The 20,132-nt window shown below is 73.2% G+C and carries 18 protein-coding genes; 12 read left to right on the top strand and 6 right to left on the bottom strand.

Annotation, left to right across the window (positions count from 1 at the left end; all coding sequences use genetic code 11):
* Positions 1–234 precede the first annotated feature (234 nt).
* Positions 235–1,488, bottom strand: a complete 1,254-nt coding sequence (locus OG689_RS08340) for an amino acid deaminase/aldolase (protein WP_266319031.1) — start codon at positions 1,486–1,488, stop codon at positions 235–237.
* Positions 1,489–1,538: 50 nt separating this feature from the next.
* On the bottom strand, positions 1,539–2,531 hold the full coding sequence (locus OG689_RS08335; RefSeq protein ID WP_266319029.1) for a serine hydrolase: 993 nt from the start codon (positions 2,529–2,531) through the stop codon (positions 1,539–1,541).
* A 93-nt stretch (positions 2,532–2,624) separates the two neighbouring features.
* Here OG689_RS08335 and OG689_RS08330 point away from each other — a divergent pair, with 93 nt between their 5' ends.
* Positions 2,625–3,383 (top strand): SseB family protein, encoded by a 759-nt coding sequence (locus OG689_RS08330; protein WP_266319028.1) that lies wholly within the window; start codon positions 2,625–2,627, stop codon positions 3,381–3,383.
* Between the two features lie 125 nt (positions 3,384–3,508).
* On the opposite strand, the gene OG689_RS08325 is transcribed toward OG689_RS08330, so the two are convergent.
* Positions 3,509–3,889: a DUF1844 domain-containing protein gene (locus OG689_RS08325; RefSeq protein WP_266319026.1), complete on the bottom strand. Its 381-nt coding sequence runs from the start codon at positions 3,887–3,889 to the stop codon at positions 3,509–3,511.
* A 548-nt stretch (positions 3,890–4,437) separates the two neighbouring features.
* Between OG689_RS08325 and infC the strand changes: the two genes are divergently transcribed.
* The 9 genes from infC to OG689_RS08280 all read left to right on the top strand — a co-directional run bounded on the left by infC (position 4,438) and on the right by OG689_RS08280 (position 14,416).
* Entirely contained in the window at positions 4,438–5,169 is a 732-nt protein-coding gene (gene infC / locus OG689_RS08320) for a translation initiation factor IF-3 (RefSeq protein WP_190212543.1), read from the top strand.
* 141 nt (positions 5,170–5,310) lie between these two features.
* Positions 5,311–5,505 carry a 50S ribosomal protein L35 gene (rpmI, locus tag OG689_RS08315; RefSeq protein ID WP_266319025.1) on the top strand — a complete coding sequence of 65 codons (195 nt, stop codon included), beginning with the start codon at positions 5,311–5,313 and terminating at the stop codon, positions 5,503–5,505.
* A 103-nt stretch (positions 5,506–5,608) separates the two neighbouring features.
* Positions 5,609–6,004, top strand: coding sequence for a 50S ribosomal protein L20 (gene rplT / locus OG689_RS08310; RefSeq protein WP_073921538.1), 396 nt, complete (start codon positions 5,609–5,611; stop codon positions 6,002–6,004).
* 232 nt (positions 6,005–6,236) lie between these two features.
* On the top strand, positions 6,237–7,103 hold the full coding sequence (locus OG689_RS08305) for an RNA methyltransferase (protein WP_266319024.1): 867 nt from the start codon (positions 6,237–6,239) through the stop codon (positions 7,101–7,103).
* A gap of 59 nt (positions 7,104–7,162) precedes the next feature.
* Positions 7,163–8,266, top strand: a complete 1,104-nt coding sequence (locus tag OG689_RS08300) for a PAS domain-containing sensor histidine kinase (protein ID WP_266319023.1) — start codon at positions 7,163–7,165, stop codon at positions 8,264–8,266.
* Positions 8,267–8,690: 424 nt separating this feature from the next.
* Positions 8,691–9,812, top strand: a complete 1,122-nt coding sequence (pheS, locus tag OG689_RS08295) for a phenylalanine--tRNA ligase subunit alpha (RefSeq protein ID WP_266319021.1) — start codon at positions 8,691–8,693, stop codon at positions 9,810–9,812.
* A complete protein-coding gene (gene pheT, locus OG689_RS08290) occupies positions 9,812–12,331 on the top strand; it encodes a phenylalanine--tRNA ligase subunit beta (protein ID WP_266319020.1) in 2,520 nt (839 codons plus the stop codon). Before pheS ends, pheT begins: the two co-directional genes overlap by 1 nt.
* Positions 12,332–12,714: 383 nt before the next feature.
* Positions 12,715–13,551 (top strand): chitosanase, encoded by an 837-nt coding sequence (locus OG689_RS08285; protein WP_266319018.1) that lies wholly within the window; start codon positions 12,715–12,717, stop codon positions 13,549–13,551.
* A 133-nt stretch (positions 13,552–13,684) separates the two neighbouring features.
* Entirely contained in the window at positions 13,685–14,416 is a 732-nt protein-coding gene (locus OG689_RS08280; protein WP_190212522.1) for a hypothetical protein, read from the top strand.
* A gap of 719 nt (positions 14,417–15,135) precedes the next feature.
* Here OG689_RS08280 and OG689_RS08275 read toward each other — a convergent pair.
* Entirely contained in the window at positions 15,136–16,005 is an 870-nt protein-coding gene (locus OG689_RS08275; protein WP_266319017.1) for a 3-hydroxybutyryl-CoA dehydrogenase, read from the bottom strand.
* 232 nt (positions 16,006–16,237) lie between these two features.
* On the opposite strand from OG689_RS08275, the gene OG689_RS08270 reads away from it, so the two are divergent.
* Complete coding sequence (locus OG689_RS08270) at positions 16,238–17,056, top strand: SDR family oxidoreductase (protein WP_266319015.1); 819 nt, start codon at positions 16,238–16,240, stop codon at positions 17,054–17,056.
* A 39-nt stretch (positions 17,057–17,095) separates the two neighbouring features.
* Here the strand turns inward: OG689_RS08270 and OG689_RS08265 are convergent, their stop codons facing one another.
* Together OG689_RS08265 and OG689_RS08260 are read right to left on the bottom strand one after the other, a co-directional pair.
* Positions 17,096–18,100 (bottom strand): 2-dehydropantoate 2-reductase N-terminal domain-containing protein, encoded by a 1,005-nt coding sequence (locus OG689_RS08265; RefSeq protein ID WP_266319013.1) that lies wholly within the window; start codon positions 18,098–18,100, stop codon positions 17,096–17,098.
* A gap of 65 nt (positions 18,101–18,165) precedes the next feature.
* The gene (locus OG689_RS08260) at positions 18,166–19,047 is read right to left on the bottom strand and encodes a polysaccharide deacetylase family protein (protein WP_266319011.1); all 882 of its coding nucleotides are present in this window, start codon (positions 19,045–19,047) and stop codon (positions 18,166–18,168) included.
* A gap of 129 nt (positions 19,048–19,176) precedes the next feature.
* Here OG689_RS08260 and OG689_RS08255 point away from each other — a divergent pair, with 129 nt between their 5' ends.
* Complete coding sequence (locus OG689_RS08255; RefSeq protein WP_266319010.1) at positions 19,177–20,112, top strand: SAM-dependent methyltransferase; 936 nt, start codon at positions 19,177–19,179, stop codon at positions 20,110–20,112.
* The last annotated feature ends 20 nt before the right edge of the window (positions 20,113–20,132 follow it).

The raw sequence follows: 20,132 nt of genomic DNA, 5'->3' as shown, positions 1-20,132 counted from the left end.
CGGTACGGCGTCCGCGCGGTTCCCGCTTGAGGTCCTCTTAAGGGCCGTCTGAGGGCGAATTCAGATTGTCCGGCGGCCCCGTGGTACAGCCGTCCACCGGGAAGCCGGCCACATCGGCGTCGTCGCCACCGACGTCCCCGACGCCCCGGTCTCCGCCTCCACGACAGCCCCCGTCCCCTCGCCGGGGCGCACCCGCACCACGGTGGAGCAACGGCGCCGCGCGGGGCCGGTGGGTCAGAGGAAGGTCTTCCCCTCGCCCCGGTAGGTCGGCACGCTGCGCACCACCTGGTCACCCTCGATCAGGTGCAGCTCGGCGAACCGCTCGCACAACTCGCCCGCCTTGGCGTGCCGGAACCACACCCGGTCGCCGATCAGCAGGTCGTCGGCCGCCGCGCCGAGCAGCGGTGTCTGCACCTCGCCCGCGCCCTCCATCGGGTCGTAGGACAGCCCGGTGGGCAGGTACGGGACGGGGGAGCGGTCCGCGCCCGCGGGGCCGGAGGCGGGGTAGCCGCCGCCGAGCACCGTCACCACCCCCAGGCCGGGGCGGCGCACCACCGGCTGGGCGAACAGTGCGGCCGGCCGGCCCTGGAACGCGCGGTAGTTGTCGAACAGTCGCGGCACGTACAGGCCGGACCCGGCCGCCACCTCGGTCACCGCCCGCTCGGCGACGGTGGACTCGACACTGCCCGTCCCGCCCCCGTTGACGAACTCCAGGTCCGCGACCTCCCGCAGCCGGCGTACCACCGCGGCCCGGCGCGTGGCCAGTTCGGTGCGCGCCTTGGCCTGCATCAGCCGGATCATCCGCGAGCGCAGCGGACGCCCCGCGACGCTGTCGCCGACACCCGCGATGTGCCCCTCGTAGGCCATCAGGCCGACCACCCGGAACCCCGGGCGCCGCTGCACCAGTTCGGCGAGCGCGCCCAGCTCGTCGGGAGTGCGCAGCGGCGATCGCCGGGCGCCGACCCGGACCTTGCCGCCGAGGAGTTCCAGCGAGGTGTCCAGCTCCAGGCAGACCCGGACCTCCTGGTTGCCACCGCGGGACCGGTCGATCAGGTCGAGCTGGGCCGGGTCGTCCACCAGGACGGTCACCGCGCCGGCGAGTGCGGCGTCGGCGGTCAGTTCGGCGTAGCCGGCCCGGTCGGCGGACGGGTAGGCGAGCAGGATGTCGTCGAAGCCGGCGCGGGCCAGCCAGAGCGACTCCTCCAGCGTGAAGCTCATGATCCCGGCGAAGCCGTCCCGGGTCAGGACCCGCTCCAGCAGTGCCCGGCAGCGCACCGACTTGCTGGCCACCCGGACGGGCTTGCCGGCCGCCCGGCGCACCAGGTCGTCGGCGTTGGCGTCGAAGGCGGCCAGGTCGACGATCGCGACGGGGGCGTCCAGGTGCGCGGTGGCCCGGTCGTAGCGGGCGCGGTCGGCGGCGGGTGACGGCCGGGTCGGCCCCGGGCTCGCGGGCGCGGCGGTACGGGCGGGGGCTTCGGGCTTGGCCATGGCCGCAGACTGCCACACCGGGCCTACCGGTGGGTAGGGCCGTGGGGCGGTCAATCCGCGCCGCCTGGGACCAGTGCTTCCACCGCCGCCACGGCCACCGACTCGACCAGGGCGATGCCGCTCTCCTCGGTGCTGTTCCCGTCCGAGAGCACGGCCACCAGCAGGTCGCGCCCGTCGCGGGTGACCAGGCCGATGCTGTTGACCGCCCAGAGGCCGTCGGTGCTGCGGGACAGCCAGCCGTTCTTGAGCTTCGCCGCGCCGTCCGGGTCGGCCGCGGCGGAGACGCCCCAGTCCTGGCCGTCCGCTATCAGGCTCATCAGGTCCTGCAGGTAGCCGCGGTCGTCGGCGTCGAGCGGCGAGTCCGCGGTGAAGATCACCCGGAGCAGCCGGAGCTGGTCCTCGGTCGTGGTGGTGGTCAGGCCCCAGTAGCCGTCGCGGCCGGCCGTCGTCCGGGTCAGGCCGAAGGCCCGGTTGGCCTCGTCGAGCCCGTCCGCCCCGCCGATCGCCTGGTAGAGCTCGCTGGCGGCGTCGTTGTCGCTCTGCTCGATCATCGACTCGGCCAGGGTCCGCTGCGCGGCCGGGAGAGCGGTGTCGGTCTGCCGGAGCAGGGCCGCCAGGATGTCCGCCTTCACGATGCTGGCGGTGACGAAGGCGTGGCCGCCGGCGCCGCTCGTCCCGTCGTCGTCCGCGTCGGCCCCGGGAGTGGCGCCGTCCGGCCCGGGCAGCTGCGAGCCGGCGGTGACGCCGGAGTCGAGGTCCAGTACCGACACCGCCACCGCGCCCTCCGCGTCGGCCCCGGCGTCGGCCACCGCCTCCCCGACCGTCCGGGCGGCCCGGGCGCTCGCCTCGGGCAGGGCGGCGGCCGTCGCGGACGGACTGCCGCTGTCCCCGATGGGGGCGGTGGCGGCCGGGCGGGCCACCAGTTGCCCGCCGCCCGTCCCGAGCGACAGCGCGACCGCGGTGGCGACCGCCGCCAGCAGCGTGAACAGGCCGGTCCGCAGCGGTCGGTGCCGTCGCCGGCGGGCGCGGTGTCGGGGGCTCATGTCTCCATGGTGGCGCTCGCGGCTGGGGGAAGCATGAGTTCGCCGTGAACGCATGCTGAGAGAGCCGACCGGGTCGTGGCATAGGCTCGCCGGGTGGACCGCAAGAACATTCCGAACCCAGGTTTCGCCGACGACGACGGCACCGCCGACCCCGCCCTCAGCCGGGCGCTCGACCGCTGGTCGCGGGGCGCGTCCGCGGAGCGGCCGGACCCGTTCGCCGACCGGGAGGTGCTGGCCGCGCTGAGGCCCAGCCGTCTGATGGTCCCGATCGTGGCCCTGCTGGGCGAGGTGGAGACCGACGAGCGCGGCCTGCGGCACGAGAAGACCAGCGACATGGCCGTCCCCGTCATCGAGGCCGCCGACGGCCGGCGGGCGCTGCCGGCCTTCACCTCGTTGGAGGCCCTGGCCCGCTGGCGCGCGGACGCCCGGCCGGCGCCGGTGGCGGCGCCGCAGGCCGTCCTGGCGGCGTACGCGGAGCGGGCGGACACCCTGCTGATCGATCCGGCGGGTCCGGTGACGTACCGGCTGTCAGGTGCCCGGATGCGGGCCGTGGCGGAGAACCGGGAGTACCTGCCGCCGCCGGCCGACCCGGAGGTGCGCGAGGCCGTGCGCCGGGTGCTGGCGGCGGAGCCGGCGGTGGACGCCGGGTATCTGGGCGCGGGCGGGGAGGGGGACGGGACGCTGGCGCTGGTGCTCGCCCCGGACACCGCCGAGGGCGAGCTGCGCGGCACGGTCGACCGGCTGGTCGCGGCGCTGGTCGGCGACCCGGTGCTGCGGGTGCGCCTGGACCGCGGGCTGGAGCTGGCGCTGCTGCGCGCGGAGCTGCCGCAGGAGCCCCTCTACCGGCGCTGAGCGGCCCGGCCGGCGCCGGCCGGCCGACGACCCGGTGCCGCCACCCGGCGTGGAACGCTCCCGGACGTGCCGATGCCCCCGAGCGAACCGCTCGGGGGCATCGGGGCGTCCGGGCCGGGCGTCGCTCAGGAGTAGACGGGCCCGGTGAACTTCTCGCCGGGGCCGGCGCCCGGGGCGTCCGGCACCAGGGAGGCCTCGCGGAAGGCCAGCTGGAGCGAGCGCAGGCCGTCCCGCAGCGGCGCGGCATGGAAGTTGCTGATCTCGGGGGCGCCCGCCGTCACCAGGCCGGCCAGCGCGGTGATCAGCTTGCGGGCCTCGTCGAGGTCCTTGTCCGCGGCGCCGCCCTCGGCGAGACCGCACTTCACGGCGGCCGCGCTCATCAGGTGCACCGCCACGGTGGTGATCACCTCGACCGCCGGGACCTCGGCGATGTCACGGGTGAGGTCGTCGAAGCCGATCGCCCCTTCGTCCTCGGAGGCGTTGGTGTCGGTGGGCTCGCTGCTCAAGGGGGACTCACTCCGTCGTGCCGGTGTACGTACACCAGGGAGCGTACAAGGGGCCGCGCGGGACTCGCGCGGGCCGGGGTGGCGCCCGGCGGGTGCCCCGGGGCGGACCAGGAGGAGGCCCGGCGCGGCGCGTGCGGGCTGCCGGGGGAGGGCGGAATACCCATGACCGGGCAAACGCTGTATGCTTCGAGACTGACCGGCCAGGAACCCGCGAGGGTCCCCGGCCAGCAAGTGGAGGCTCCACCCAGGAGGCCCGAGAGGGCAACCGCGAAAGTCTCCCACCTGATCGGCCTCGCGGTCGACGGGTCCCGGTCCGCGACGTACGCCGCAAGGCGCACAGTCGCCAGCAGCGTCCCTCACCAGGGCGTCGCCCCCGGATGTGTGGAGCCCCGCTTGCACCGAGCGGGGCTTTTTTCGTGTCGCGGTGCGTGCAGCCAACCAGCAAGTGGGCAGCGCAGCACGAATGAAGCCCCGCCCAGTGGTCGAGTTCACTACGTGCGACCGCCGTCCGACGGCCGCATCGGAAAAGGTGCAACCGAGGAGGCCCCATCAGCACCGAGCCCCGCATCAACGACCGGATTCGCGTCCCCGAGGTGCGACTCGTCGGTCCCAGCGGCGAGCAGGTCGGCATCGTGCCGCTTGCCAAGGCGCTGGAGCTTGCGCAGGAGTACGACCTCGACCTCGTCGAGGTCGCGGCGACCGCCCGGCCGCCGGTGTGCAAGCTCATGGACTACGGCAAGTTCAAGTACGAGTCGGCCATGAAGGCCCGTGAGGCGCGCAAGAACCAGGCGCACACGGTCATCAAGGAGATGAAGCTCCGGCCGAAGATCGACCCGCACGACTATGACACCAAGAAGGGTCACGTCGTTCGGTTCCTCAAGCAGGGCGACAAGGTCAAGATCACGATCATGTTCCGCGGTCGTGAGCAGTCGCGCCCCGAGCTGGGCTTCCGACTGCTGCAGCGGCTGGCGAACGACGTCCAGGACCTGGGCTTCGTGGAGTCCTCGGCCAAGCAGGACGGCCGTAACATGATCATGGTGCTTGGCCCGCACAAGAAGAAGACCGAGGCGATGGCCGAGGCCCGCGCGATCGCGGACGCCCGTAAGGCCGAGCGTCAGGGCCGCAACACCGGCCCCGACGCCGCCGCGGACGACGACGCAGCGCTTGAGGCCGAGAACGCCGCAGCCGAGGCGGAGGCCGACGAGGCCGACGACGCCGAGGACGCGGACGAGACCGACGCCGAGGTCGAGCAGCCGACCGAGGTCTCCCAGGACGCCTGAGCCCCAGGGCTCGGGACCGTCCGGGAGGACCGGTCACCAAGGTGGCGGGGCACCCGCCCGGCCACCACAGATCAATCCAGTCCCTGCCCGCGCGGCACCACCGCGCGGGCAGGAACGGGACCGACGAGGAGAGACGGCGACATGCCGAAGCAAAAGACGCACAGCGGCGCCAGCAAGCGCTTCAAGATCAGCGGCTCCGGGAAGGTGCTGCGCGAGCGTGCCGGCCGTCGCCACCTGCTCGAGCACAAGCCCTCGACCCTGACCCGCAAGCTCGCCGGGACGGTCGTGGTGGCTCCGGCCGATGTCAAGAAGGTCAAGAAGCTTCTCGGCAAGTGATCCCCTTCCCACGGCCACGCCGTGGGACCGGCTGATCCTTCCCGACCCATTCGAATGACGGACCACGTGAAGTAGTCCGTGGTCCAACCCAAGGAGTAATGAAGTGGCACGCGTCAAGCGGGCAGTAAACGCCCACAAGAAGCGCCGGGTCATCCTCGAGCGGGCCAGCGGTTACCGCGGCCAGCGGTCGCGCCTGTACCGCAAGGCCAAGGAGCAGGTCACCCACTCGCTCGTTTACAACTACAACGACCGCAAGAAGCGCAAGGGCGACTTCCGTCAGCTCTGGATCCAGCGCATCAACGCTGCGGCTCGTGCCAACGGCATCACCTACAACCGCTTCGTGCAGGGTCTGAAGGCTGCCAACGTCGAGATCGACCGCAAGATGCTGGCCGACCTGGCCGTCAACGACCCGGCCGTCTTCGCGTCGCTCGTCGAGGTGGCCCAGAAGGCGCTGCCGACCGACGTCAACGCCCCCCGGGCCGCCGCCGACGCCGCCTGATCCTCCCGGATCAGGTGCCCCGGCACCGCGTAGCTCACCGATCGGACCCGCAGGCACGCTCCTGCGGGTCCGATTCGCATTCACCCGAGGCCGCACCGGGGCCCGGCGCTGCCCGCGGGCGGGCGACCCCCGCCCGCAGACCGGGCCGCCGAAGGGGCGTCCGACCGCATCCGACGGCGCCCGCCCGCCCGGCGCGCGCCTCCCACGGCAACCCCTGCCCGGAGACGAGACCATGCAGAGCACCGACATCCCCCTGCTGACCTCCTTGCGCTCGCCCCGCGTCGTCGCCGCCCGCCGGCTGGCCAAGCGCAACCAGCGCACCAAGGAGCGCCGCTTCCTCGCCGAGGGCCCGCAGGCCGTCCGCGAGGCCGTCGCGTACGGGCAGCTGCCGGGCACGTCCGAGCATGCGGTGGTCGAGATCTACCTCACCCAGGAGGCCGCGGACCGGCACGCCGACATCGTCGACGCCGCCCGCGCCGAAGGACTCCCGCTGCTCACCGCGACCGACGAAGTGATCGCCGAGATCTGCGACACCGTCACCCCGCAGGGCATCGTCGCGCTCTGCCGCTTCATCGACACCCCCTTCGAGGACGTGCTGCGTGCCCGGCCCCGGCTGGTCGCCGTGCTGGCCCACGTCCGCGACCCCGGCAACGCCGGCACCGTGCTGCGGACCGCCGACGCGGCCGGCGCGGACGCGGTGGTGCTCACCGACGCCTCCGTGGACCTGTACAACCCCAAGGCCGTCCGGGCCTCGGTCGGCAGCCTCTTCCACCTCCCGGTCGCCGTCGGCGTCCCGGTCGAGGAGGCCGTCGCACGGCTCCGCGAGGCCGGCGTGCGGGTGCTCGCCGCCGACGGCGCGGGGGAGCGCGACCTCGACCAGGAGCTCGACGAGGGCACCCTGGGCGCGCCCGGCGCATGGGTGTTCGGCAACGAGGCCTGGGGTCTGCCGGAGGAGACCCGCGCGCTCACCGACGAGGTGGTGCGCGTGCCCATCCACGGGCACGCCGAGAGCCTCAACCTCGCCACGGCCGCCGCCGTCTGCCTCTATGCCTCCGCCCGGGCCCAGCGCTCGCCCGGAGGGTGTCGCGCACAGGGGTAGGGACGCTAGGGTCACTCCGGTGGGGGGAAGTACACGGTGGGTAATCGGGGAGGACACCCATGGCCGGCAGCGGGGCAGAGCTCGATCCGGACGACCTGCCCGACGGGCTGGTGATCGCGGGCGCCGACGGCCGGGTGGAGTGCTTCAACAGCGCCGCCACCCGCCTCACCGGCATCGCCCCGGGCGCCGCCCTCGGCAGCCCGCTGGCGGCCGCGCTCCCGCTGGAGGACCTCGACGGGCGCCGCTGGTGGCAGCTCACCGACCCGTACGGCGGGCTGGCCACCCGCACCGGCCAGCCCGAACGCAACCTGCTGCTGCCCGGCGGCCGTGAGGTGCTGGTCTCCGCCCGGTACGTGCGGGAGCACCCGTGCGGGCCGCTGCTGCGGGTGGTGATCGCGCTGCGCGGCACCGAGGAACGCCGCCGCACCGAGCGCAGCCACGCCGAGCTGATCGCCACCGTCGCGCACGAGCTGCGCTCCCCGCTCACCAGCGTCAAGGGGTTCACCGCGACCCTGCTGGCCAAGTGGGAGCGGTTCACCGACGGCCAGAAGCGCCTGATGCTGGAGACGGTGGACGCGGACGCCGACCGGGTCACCCGGCTGATCGCCGAACTGCTGGACATCTCCCGGATCGACGCCGGTCGGCTGGAGGTCCGCAAGCAGGTGGTCGACCTCGCGGCGGCCGTGCGCCGGCACGTGGACGGCAAGGTCGCGGCCGGTATCCCGGAGGAGCGCTTCGACATCCGGATCACCGAGCCGCTCACCCAGCTCTGGGCCGACCCCGACAAGGTCGACCAGGTCCTGGGCAACCTGCTGGAAAATGCCGTGCGGCACGGCGAGGGAACTGTCACGATCGAGGTGGCACCGGCCAAGGAGGTCGTCGAGGCACCCGTCTGGGAGCGCCCCGGCACCCCACCCCGAGTCCTGGAAGGCACAGCGGTCACCGTGAGCGACGAAGGCGGAGGCATCCCCGAGGAGTCGATGCCGCGCGTCTTCACCCGCTTCTGGCGCGGCAGTAAGCGCGGCGGCACCGGCCTCGGCCTCTACATCGTCAAGGGCATCGTCGAGGCCCACGGCGGCTCGATCCGGGTCGACCGCGCGCCCGGCGGCGGCGCCCGGTTCCGATTTATCCTGCCCGCCGGCATCCCCGACTTCATGCTCTGACCGAGCCCCGGGGCCCCGCCGGCGGGCGCCCCGAAGCCCCCCGCCGGGCCATCCCATCCAGGGCCGCCTCCCACCCCGCCATTTTCGAACCCTCCCGCACCCCCGGCACCGCGAGCGAGCCGAAGGGGCGCGCCGGTGCCGAAAGGGAGAAGGGCCAAGATCCCGACGTAGGGGGGATCGCAGTGCCCGCCGACCGTCGGCACCGGACGAGAAGCGCCCCGGAGGCGAGCCGAGCCCATCAGGGGGCCGACTACACTCGACCCTTGGCGTCGTATGGGACGCCCGGCGCGGCCGAGCCGCGGACACCCACCCTCCACCTGCGGGGAGCGGCTGCCCGTGCCCCGGCCACGTCGGGCGTACCGCAGAGGCGGAACCAGCCACCTTTACCTGAGCACGGACGAGCAGGAGCACGGGAAAGATAGAGATGTCGGCACCCAATAAGTCGTACGACCCGGTAGAGGTCGAGGCACTCAAGCCCGAAGAGGTCGAGCACGCCAGGGACGAGGCCCTCGCGGCCTTCGCCGCGGCCGGCTCCCTCGACGAGCTCAAGCAGGCCAAGGTCGCCCACACCGGCGACCGCTCCGCACTGTCCCTCGCCAACCGCGAGATCGGCGCCCTCCCGCCGCACGCCAAGGCGGCGGCGGGCAAGCTGATCGGCCAGGCCCGGGGCGCTGTCAACCAGGCCCTGGCCCGGCGGCAGACCGAGCTGGAGGCGGAGCGCGACGCCCGCGTGCTGGTCGAGGAGGCGGTGGACGTCACCCTGCCGTTCGACCGTGCCCCGCGCGGCGCCCGGCACCCGCTCACCACCCTCGCGGAGCGCATCGAGGACACCTTCGTCGCGATGGGCTACGAGGTCGCCGAGGGCCCCGAGGTCGAGGCGGAGTGGCTCAACTTCGACGCCCTCAACCTGGGCCCGGACCACCCCGCCCGGTCGATGCAGGACACCTTCTTCGTCCAGGCCCCGGACGGCTCCGCCGACTCCGGCGTGGTGCTGCGCACCCAGACCTCCCCGGTCCAGATCCGCAGCATGCTCGACCGCGAGCCCCCGGTCTACGTGATCTGCCCCGGCCGGGTCTACCGGACGGACGAGCTGGACGCCACCCACACCCCGGTGTTCCGGCAGCTGGAGGGCCTGGCGGTGGACGAGGGGATCACCTTCGCCGACCTCAAGGGCACCATCGAACTGCTGGTCGCCAAGCTCATCGGCGACGGCCTGGAGCTGCGCTGGCGGCCCTCGTACTTCCCGTTCACCGAGCCGAGCGCCGAGATCGACCTGCAGTGCTTCGTCTGCCGGGGCGAGAGCATCGGCAACCCGGACCGCCCCTGCCGCACCTGCTCCTCCGAGGGCTGGATCGAGCTCGGCGGCTGCGGCGTGGTCAACCCGCGCGTCCTGATCGCCGCCGGTGTCGACCCGAACCGCTACAGCGGGTTCGCCTTCGGCCTCGGTCTGGAGCGAATCCTGATGAACCGCCACAGCGTCGCCGACATGCGCGACATGGTCGAGGGTGACGTGCGCTTCACCCTCCCGTTCGGGATGGAGATCTGATGCGCGTCCCGCTTTCCTGGCTGCGTGAGTACGTCGACCTGCCGGCGGGCGAGACCGGCCGCGACGTGGCGGCCCGGCTGGTCCGCGCCGGCCTCGAGGTCGAGACCGTCGAGCAGCTCAACGGCGACCTCAAGGGCCCGCTGGTGGTCGGCCAGGTGCTGTCCATCGAGGAGCTCTCCGGCTTCAAGAAGCCGATCCGGCACTGCTTCGTCAACGTCGGCGACGCCAACGGCACCGGCGAGCCGCAGGAGATCGTCTGCGGCGCGACCAACTTCGCCGTCGGCGACAAGGTCGTCGTCGTGCTGCCGGGCGCCGTGCTGCCCGGTCCCTTCCCGATCGCCGCGCGGCAGACCTACGGCCACACCTCGGCCGGCATGATCTGCTCCGCCCGCGAGCTCGGCATGGGCGACGACCACAACGGCATCATCGTGCTCCCGCCGGAGTACGAGCCCGGCACCGACGCGATCGAGCTGCTCCAGCTGGTCGACGAGGTGCTGGACATCGCGGTCACCCCCGACCGCGGCTACTGCCTCTCGATGCGCGGTGTCGCCCGCGAGGCCGCCGCCGCGTACGGTCTGCCGCTCGCCGACCCGGCGCTGCTGGACGTGCCGCCGGCCAACAGCTACGGCTACCTGGTGAAGGTCGCCGACCCGGTGGGCTGCGACCGTTTCGTCGCCCGCACGGTCGTCGGCATCGACCCGGGGGCCAAGTCGCCGATCTGGCTGCAGCGCCGTCTGCAGAAGGCCGGCATCCGCCCGATCTCGCTGACCGTCGACATCACGAACTACGTGATGCTGGAGGTCGGCCAGCCCCTGCACGCCTACGACCGGGGCCGCGTCGACGGCCCGATCCAGGTCCGCCGGGCGCAGGAGGGCGAGATCCTCACCACTCTCGACGGCGTCAAGCGCAAGCTGTCCGCCGAGGACCTGCTGATCTGCGACAACTCCGGCCCGATCGGCCTGGCCGGTGTCATGGGCGGGGCCAGCACCGAGATCCTCGACGCCGTCCTGGACCCGGAGACCGGCGAGTCCAGCGGCTCCACCGAGGTGATCATCGAGGCGGCGCACTTCGACTCCGTCTCGGTCGCCCGCACCGCCAAGCGCCACAAGCTGCCCTCCGAGGCGTCCAAGCGCTTCGAGCGCGGCGTCGACCCGGAGGCCGCCCGCGCCGCCGCCCAGCGCGCCGTGGACCTGCTGGTCCTGATCGCCGGGGGCACCGCCGAGGCCGGGGTCACCGACATCGCGGCCCCGCACCCGCTGCGCACCATCACCATCCCGGCGGACCTGCCCGACCGGGTCGCCGGCACCGTGTACGGCCGTGAGACGGTCGCCCGGCGCCTGCAGGAGGTGGGCTGCTCCGTCGCGGGCGCCGACGTCCTGGAGGTCACCCCGCCGACCTGGCGCCCCGACCTCACCGACCCGTACGACCTCGCCGAGGAGGTCATCCGCCTGGAGGGGTACGACAACGTCCCCGCCCGGATGCCCACCGTGCCGCCGGGCAAGGGCCTGACCGAGGCCCAGCGGATGCACCGCCGGGTCGGCGTCGCGCTCGCCGCCGCCGGCTACGTCGAGGTCAACAACTACCCGTTCGTCGGCGAGGCCGCCTTCGACGCGCTCGGCCTGGAGAAGGACGACCGCCGCCGCCGTACGGTGAAGCTGGTCAACCCGCTCAACGAGGAGGAGCCGGCGCTGCGCACCACGCTGCTGCCGGGCCTGCTCGGGGCGCTGCGCCGCAACGTCGGCCGCGGCAACACCGACCTGGCGATCTTCGAGACGGGCACCGTCTTCCTGCCGAAGGACGAGCTGTCGGTCGCGCCGCGCCCGGCCGTGGACCGCCGCCCGACCGCGGCGGAGCTCGCCGAGCTGAACGCCGCCCTGCCCGACCAGCCGCGCCGGGTCGCCGTCGCGCTGGCCGGCGAGCGGCTGCCCCACGGCTGGTGGGGCAAGGGTGCGCAGGCCGGCTGGGCGGACGCCGTCGAGGCGGCCCGTACGGTGGCCCGCGCCGCCGGCGTCGAGCTGACCGTCCGCCAGGGCCAGCTGATGCCCTGGCACCCGGGCCGCTGCGCCGAGCTGCTGGTCGCGGGCACCGACCGGGTGGTCGGCCACGCGGGTGAGCTGCACCCGCGGGTGGTCAAGGCGCTCGGCCTGCCGGACCGCACCAGCGCGATGCAGATCGACCTCGACCTGCTGACCGCCGACGGCGCCGAGCGGGTCACCGGCCCGACGGTGTCCGCCTACCCGGTGGCCACCCAGGACGTCGCCCTGATCGTCGACTCCGCCGTGCCGGCCGCCGAGGTCGAGGCCGCGCTGCGGGCCGGCGCGGGCGAGCTGCTGGAGGCCATTCGGCTGTTCGACGTCTTCACCGGCGAGCAGGTCGGCGAGGGCAAGAAGTCGCTCGCGTACGCGCTGCGCTTCCGGGCCACCGACCGGACGCTGACCGCCGACGAGGCGACGGCGGCCCGTGAGGCGGCGGTCGCCGAGGCCGTGGCCCGTACGGGAGCCGCACTGCGCGGAGTCTGAGGCAACTGCTGGCAGGGGCCCCGCCCCCGGACCGTTCGCGGTCCGGGGGCGGGGCCTTTCGCATGCGCCGGGCGGCATCTGGCAGGTTCACGCCATGATGAGAAGGGGTCTCGATGGCGGAGGTCGGCCGCCCGGCCGCCCGCCACCCCTCCTGGCTGTCCTGAGCTGCGCTTTCCTGTGGCCGCGGGCGTGAGGGGCCGGTCCGGCGCCGGGGTTGCGCACAGAAGTTCTCCGCAAGGCCCTTGCGGTGCGGGGGAGATGAGCGCTTGAATCAGTTAGGAAAGTTTCCTAACGAGAGCAGTCGGGCACCCCCATGCCCGCGCCTCCATCTCCCCCCGGTGCGCCGGTACCTCCGACGGCGCAGACAGAAGACGGAGCGTCACATGAAGCCCCAGAACCGGACCGTTCGGATAGCCCTCGCCGCGATCCTGGTCGCCGCGCCGGCCAGCATCGCCGCCGCGAGCGTCAGCCACGCGGCCGCCACGGCCACCGTCGTGTCCGCCGCCGCGGTCGGCCTCGACGACGCGCACAAGAAGGACATCGCCATGCAGCTGGTGTCCAGCGCGGAGAACTCCTCGCTGGACTGGAAGGCACAGTACAAGTACATCGAGGACATCGGTGATGGCCGCGGCTACACCGCGGGCATCATCGGCTTCTGCTCCGGCACCGGCGACATGCTCGACCTGGTCCAGCACTACACCGACATCAAGCCGGGCAACGTCCTGGCCAAGTACCTCCCCGCCCTGAAGAAGGTCAACGGCACCGAGTCGCACACCGGCCTCGGCACCGCCTTCGAGAAGGACTGGGCCACCGCGGCCAAGGACACCGTCTTCCAGGCCGCCCAGAACGACGAGCGCGACCGCGTCTACTTCACCCCCGCGGTCAGCCAGGCCAAGGCCGACGGCCTGCGCGCGCTGGGCCAGTTCGCCTACTACGACGCCATCGTGATGCACGGCCCCGGCACCGACTCGGTCAGCTTCGGCGGCATCCGCAAGGCCGCCATGAAGAAGGCCAAGACCCCCGCCCAGGGCGGCGACGAGACCACCTACCTCAACGCCTTCCTGGACGCCCGCAAGGCCGCCATGAAGACCGAGGAGGCGCACTCCGACACCAGCCGCGTCGACACCGAGCAGCGGGTCTTCCTCAACGCCAAGAACTTCGACCTGAACCCGCCGCTCAAGTGGAAGGTCTACGGCGACAGCTACGCCATCAACAGCTGAGCCCGACGGCTGTGACGCGGGGGCGGTCCGGACGGGCCGCCCCCGCGGTCGTTCCCGGCGCGGGAGCCCGGTCGCCGCAGGCGGTCGGATATTCGAACGACAGAACGACGCCGCGACTGGTAGCTTCCTGAGCGTGGCAAAGCTGAATCAGATCATCGCCGTCGAAAAGGGCGTCAAGTCCAAGTCCTTCCAAGAGTTGACGCAGGCTCACCAGAGCCTGCAGAAGCCCGCTCTGCTGGCCGGGATCTCCCGGACGTACCAGCCCAAGGACGAGGAGGGCGAGCAGCTGCCGCCCGAGTCGACCCGGGTGCAGGCCCAGGCCGAGGACATCCTGCGGACCACCGCCACCACCCTCACCCGGCTGTTCGACGTCACGGCGACCAAGGACTGGGCGAACTGCTCGGCCCGCGCCGACGTCGTGCTGGAGGGCCGTACGCTGCTGGCCGACGTGCCCGTCACGTACCTGCTCTTCCTGGAGAAGCAGCTCACCGACCTGCACACCTTCGTCCGCAAGCTGCCGGTGCTGGACGCCTCCGAGGCCTGGAGCCTGGACGCCTCCACCGACGCCTGGAAGACCGACCCGGTGCGCACCATCCGCACCAAGAAGGTCCCGCGCAACCATGTGAAGGCCGAGGCGACCGAGAAGCACCCGGCCCAGGTCGAGGTCTACTACGAGGACATCCCGGTCGGTTACTGGACGACCGTGAAGTTCTCCGGCGCCCTGCCGGCCCGCCGGGTGAACGAGCTGGTCGAGCGGGTGGAGAAGCTCCGCCAGGCCGTGCAGTTCGCCCGCGAGGAGGCCAACGGCACCGAGGTCACCGACCAGCGGGTCGGCGAAGCGGTGTTCGGCTACCTGTTCGGGTAGCCCCCATGAACCCCCCTCGTTGAGCGCGAGGGGTGCGCGAAAGCGCAAAGCTGAAACTGACGTTGAAGCTGAAGAAGGGGTGCGGTGGAGGTTCGAATCCTCCCCCCGGCACGACACGCCGGGGTGGCCCAAGGGTAGAGGCAGCCCCGATCAGACTCAGATTCTCGCTCAAGTCTCAGTATTCGCCGCCGAGCGCCAGATCGACCGAGGGTGGACCAAAAGCATCGGATGCGGGTTCAAGTCCCGTCTGTGCCTCTCCATGGCACGGTAGTTCAAAGGCAGAGCACGACGCTATGAGAATGATCCACCGCTCTTAAACGTGCTGGCGCAAGCAATTGGGTGGCAGCGAGGGGCTCGGGAGCCGGATACCGCTCCCGGGTCCCGTCACCATGTCCGGGGCCGGCGCGCGACCATGCCCGAGCAGGCCCCACCAGGACCGTTCAGGAGTCCTCAGGACCGCCGCCCCGTCCGGGACCGTTCCCGCCGTTCGGGAGCACAGGTCCCGTAGCCCCTCGGTGCGTTCGTCAGGCCGCCCGCGGGGTCGGCGGCAGGCGCACCACCCGCACCCCCGCAGGGCCGATTCACGGCCGATCTCCACGCCCGCTCCCCGGCGGCCCGTCGACGGAACGCCGAAGCGGCCCGGCCGGACCTCGAAGGTCCGGCCGGGCCGCTTGCGTCCGCGCGGGCCCGCCGGAGGCGGGGTGGAGCGGGATCGCAGGTCAGGCGCTGGCGGTGTAGTCGTAGAAGCCGCGGCCGGACTTGCGGCCGAGCAGGCCCGCGTCGACCATCCGGGAGAGCAGCGGGGGAGCGGCGTACAGCGGCTCCTTGTACTCGTCGTACATCGACTCGGCGATCGAGACGATGGTGTCCAGGCCGATCAGGTCGCACAGGCGCAGCGGCCCCATCGGGTGGGCGCAGCCGGCCTCCATGCCCTTGTCGATGTCGGACGCGGTGGCCACGCCGGACTCGAACATCCGCACCGCGGAGAGCAGGTACGGAACCAGCAGGGCGTTGACCACGAAGCCGGCCCGGTCGCGGGCCCGGATCGGCTCCTTGCCGAGCACCTGGACGGCGAAGGCCTCGGCCCGGGCGGTGGTCTCGGTGGAGGTGGTCAGGGTGGGGATGACCTCGACCAGCTTCTGCACCGGCGCCGGGTTGAAGAAGTGCAGGCCGATGACCTGCTCCGGGCGCGAGGTACTGGCGGCCAGCTTCACGATCGGGATCGAGGAGGTGTTGGAGGCGAGGATGGCGTCCCGGCGCTCGACCACCTGGTCCAGCGTCTGGAAGATCTTGACCTTGATGTCCTCGCGCTCCGCGACGGCCTCGACCACCAGGTCGCGGTCGGCGAAGTCGGCCAGGTCGGTGGTGAACGCCAGCCGGGAGAGGGCGTCGTCGCGCTGCTCGACGGTCAGCTTGCCGCGGGTGACCGCCGTCTCCAGGGAGTTGGTCAGCCTGGTCCGGCCGAGCTCCAGAGCCTCGTTGCTCGCCTCCGCGACCAGGACCTCCAGCCCGGCCCGGGCGAACACCTCGGCGATGCCCGAACCCATGAGACCGCAGCCGATCACTCCGACGCGCGCGATGTCGCTCACTCACTTGCCCTTCGGTGGTGCTGGGGTGCCCAGCGTCCTGTTCAGCGGGCCGCCCACCGGGTGTTGTGGCCCGGTGCGCCGCCCCGACGACGGTACTACCCCGAACAGCGGCGTGAGCCACCCGCTCCGGCACTGGGCCGATCGGATGAGATGGATCACGTCCGACCGGGTGGCTGGCGGTGCGCCGAAGGCCGCGGCGGCACAATGCGGTGACGCCGAGGAGGGAGCAGGGATGCCGACGGGATCGCTGGTGGGCCAGGTCGCGCTGATCACGGGGGCGGGCCGGGGCATCGGCCGGGAGCTCGCCGTCGGCCTCGCGGCGGAGGGCATGTCGGTGGGGCTGCTCGGCCGCACCCAGCAGACCCTGATCGACACCCTCAAGGAGTGCGCCCGGCACGGCGCCCGGGGCGTCGCGGTGACCGCGGACGTCACCAGGTTCGGTGCGGTCCGTGAGGCTGTGCGGGTGGTGGAGCGCGACCTCGGGCCGGTCGACCTGCTGATCAACAACGCCGGTCAGGTCGACCGCGCCGAGGTGCCGGTCTGGGAGGCCGACCCCGCCCAGTGGTGGCAGGTGGTGGAGACCAACCTGCGCGGCCCCTTCAACATGCTGCGCGGCGTGCTGCCCGGCATGGTCGAGCGGCGGCGCGGCCGGGTGGTCAACCTCAACTCCGGCTTCGCGCTGCGCCCGGACGGCAACTACAGCGCGTACGCCACCTCCAAGGGCGCGCTGCTGCAGCTCTCCGACAACATCGCCGACTCGCTCGCGGCCCACCGGGTGGTGGTGCTGGACATCAGCCCCGGGGCGGTGGCGACCGACATGACCGCCGGGATGCCCATGTTCAAGGACATGAAGACCTGGGGGAGCATCCCGTACATGGTGGCCGTCACGGTCGACGCGGCGCGCGGGCGGTTCGACGCGCTGCACGGCCGGTTCATCCACGTCGGGCGGGACAACCTGGAGGAGCTGGTCACCCGGGCCGAGGCGATCCGCGAGTCGGACGCCCGGACGCTGCGGCTGCGCCCGTACGGCCCGGACGACCCGGTCGCCTGAGCGCCGGCGGGAGGCTTCCGACCGGTCGGTGAGCAGCCGTCAGCCGGTCGCGTCGGCCAGCAGGGACGCCAGTTCGGCGTCGGTCAGGCTGCCGGCGGCGCGGCCGGTGCGGGCGAACTCCGCCGCGAGCCGCTGCAGGGCCTCGTTGGCCGGCGCCGGGATCCCGTGCAGGCGGGCGAGCAGGACGATCTCGCCGCTCAGGTAGTCGGTCTCGATCGACCCGGTGCCCCGGGCCAGGCTCTGCCAGGACGAGCCGCCGGTCGCCCGCCCGCCTTCCCGCGGCACCTGGCGGACCAGCTCCCCGTTGGCCCGGGCCTGCTCCTGCGGGTCCTCGTGCCCGATGCCGGCGGCGGCCAGCACGGCCCGGCCCTCGGCGACGACCTGCCGCAGGAGGGTCGAGCGCGGGCCGTCCGACCCGGGGCCGGCCACGGCGGTGAGCGCGTTGGAGAGGTTCCCGAGCAGCTTGGCGTACTTCCAGCGCATCACGTCCGGGCTGACCGGCGCCCCGAACAGGGACTTCTCCAGGTCGGCCGCGATCGCCCGGGTGGTCGCGTCGGCGCCGGCCGGGTAGCGGCCCAGCCGCAGGACCCCGCTCAGCGGGGCGCCGAGGCAGCTCACCCGGCCGGGCTCCAGATGGGTGGCGGGCAGCCAGACGCACATCGCCTGGACGTCCCGGAACAGCCGCAGGGCGAGCCGTTCGTTCTCCACCCCGTTCTGCGCGCAGACCAGCGGGAGCCGCTCGGCGGCGGTGCCGCCGCCCTCGACCGGCCGGGGTGCCCAGGCGGCCAGGGCCGCCGCGGTGTCCTGGGTCTTGACGGCGAGCACCAGGACGTCGCCGGGCCGCAGTTCGACGCCGGAGGGTCCGTCCACGGCCGGTACGGCGAGGGTCCGGGTGCCCTCCGGGGTGGTGAAGGCCAGGCCCTCGGCCCGCAGCGCCGCCAGGTGCGCCCCGCGGGCGACCAGGACGACCTCGTGACCGCTCTCGAACAGCCGGGCGCCGATCGTGCCGCCGACGGCCCCTGCCCCGATGATGACGTAGCGCATGGGCCGAGCATCGCATGCCGGCACCGGGCGCGGAGGCCGTTGCCGGGCACCGGCCTCGACGCCCGCTACGCGCAGAGCTGGCTGGCCGTCACCGGACTCAGGCCGGCCTTGCCCAGTCCGTCCAGGATGGTGGGCAGCGCCTCGATCGTGCAGGGGTGCCCCATGTGCAGCGCCACCACCGAACCGGGCCGGACGGCGGTGAGCACCCGTCGTTGCAGGGTGTCCGCGCTGGGGTCGTTGTAGTCGCGCGGGTCCACGTCGAAGGAGAGCACGTGCTCGTACCCGACCAGCCGGGCCTGCTCGCGCACCATGGGGGAGGCGTACTGGGCGGCGGAGGGGCGGAACCAGCGGCCGATCGAGCCGGTCAGCCGCTGCAGCCGCTCGGCGCACTCGGCGATCTCGGCGTGCGCCTGGTCGGGGCTCATCGCGGTGATGTTCTGGTGGTTCTGGGTGTGGTTGCCGAGCTCGTGGCCGCCGTCCAGCACCCGTCGGGCCATCTGCGGCTGCTGGTCGAGCCAGCTGCCGACGACCATCACGGTCAGCCGTACGCCGCGCTGCTCGGCGACCTCCAGCAGCGTGGTGGCGAGCCGGGGGTCGCCGGAGCCGTGGAAGGTGAGCGCGACCTGCCGGCGGTCCCGGGGGCCGTTGACCACTTCCACCGGGGTGCCGGGCGCGAGCGGCGCCGGTGCGGGCGGCGAGGGCACCGCGGGCTCCGGCGTGGCGGGCCCGGCCGGCTCCGGCGGGGTGGGCCGGGCGGAGGTCACCGGGTCCAGGGGAGGGTCGACCGGTTCGGCCGAGGGCGGGCCGTCGGCCCGCACCGTGAGGTCGGACGGATCCGACCGGCGGGTGGCGTGGGCGCTCCCGCACGCGGCCAGCGTCCCGCCGAAGGCGGTCAGGGCGGCGAGTCCGGCGGTGGTGCGCAGCATCGTGCGTCGGTCGGCAGTCATCGGGCACCAGCATAGGTATGACGGATTATCGGGGCGATTCGAGCGGCCGGGCCGTCCCCGTGTGCGGGCTCCCTCACATTGGATAGCATCGCGGCGGCACGGGGTTCGGATCGCTAGGGGGCGTACGGAATGAACGAGGACGTGGCACGGGGCGCGGCCGGGGGCGACACGGCGCGCGACCGCTCCGGTGAGCCGGCCCAGGACGACACCGGCACCGGGGGCTCGGCGGCGGGCGGCGGCTGGCAGTGGGCGCGGTCCGAGGACTGGCAGCCCCCGACCGAGCTGAACACCGAGGTGCCGCACCCGGCCCGGATGTACGACTACTACCTGGGCGGCAAGGACAACTTCGAGGCGGACCGCCGGGCGGCCGAGGCGGCCGTCACGGCCTACCCGGCGCTGCCGCTGGCGGCCCGCACCAACCGTGCCTTCCTCGGCCGGGCGGTCACCTTCGCCGCCGGCCGGGGCATCCGCCAGTTCCTCGACATCGGCACCGGCATCCCGGCCGTCGGCTCCACCACCGAGGTGGCCCACCGGGTCGCCCCGGACGCCCGGGTGGTCTACGTGGACAACGACCCGATCGTGGCCACCCACGCCCGGGCGCTGCTGGCGGGCCACCGGGCCGGCCACACCACGGTGCTGCAGGCCGACCTCCGGGACCCGGCCGCGATCCTCGGGGACCCCGGGCTGAAGCAGGCCATCGACCTGGCCGAGCCGGTGGCGCTGATGCTGGTCGCCGTCCTGCACTTCGTCCAGGACGAGGAGGGGGTCGACGAGATCGTCGCCACCCTGCGCGACGCGCTCGCCCCCGGCAGCGCGCTGATCCTCTCGCACGCCAGCCCGGACTTCGTGCCGAAGCAGACGGCGGACGCCAGCACCCGGATCTACAGCCGGGCCAGCGCTCCGCTGGTGCTGCGCGAGCGGGCCCGGGTGGAGAGCTTCTTCGGCGACTTCGAGCATGTCGAGCCCGGTCTGGTGCAGCTGCCGCTCTGGCGCGCCGGCGGGGACGAGCTGCCGGAGGGCTGGCAGCAGGTCTCGGCGTACGCGGGCGTGGCCTTCAAGGCCTGAGCCCGCGGTGCTCCGGGACC

Origin of the sequence: Kitasatospora sp. NBC_00240, from assembly GCF_026342405.1 — a bacterium.
Taxonomy (GTDB): Bacteria; Actinomycetota; Actinomycetes; order Streptomycetales; family Streptomycetaceae; genus Kitasatospora.
This window is presented reverse-complemented; position numbering and strand designations above follow the sequence as displayed.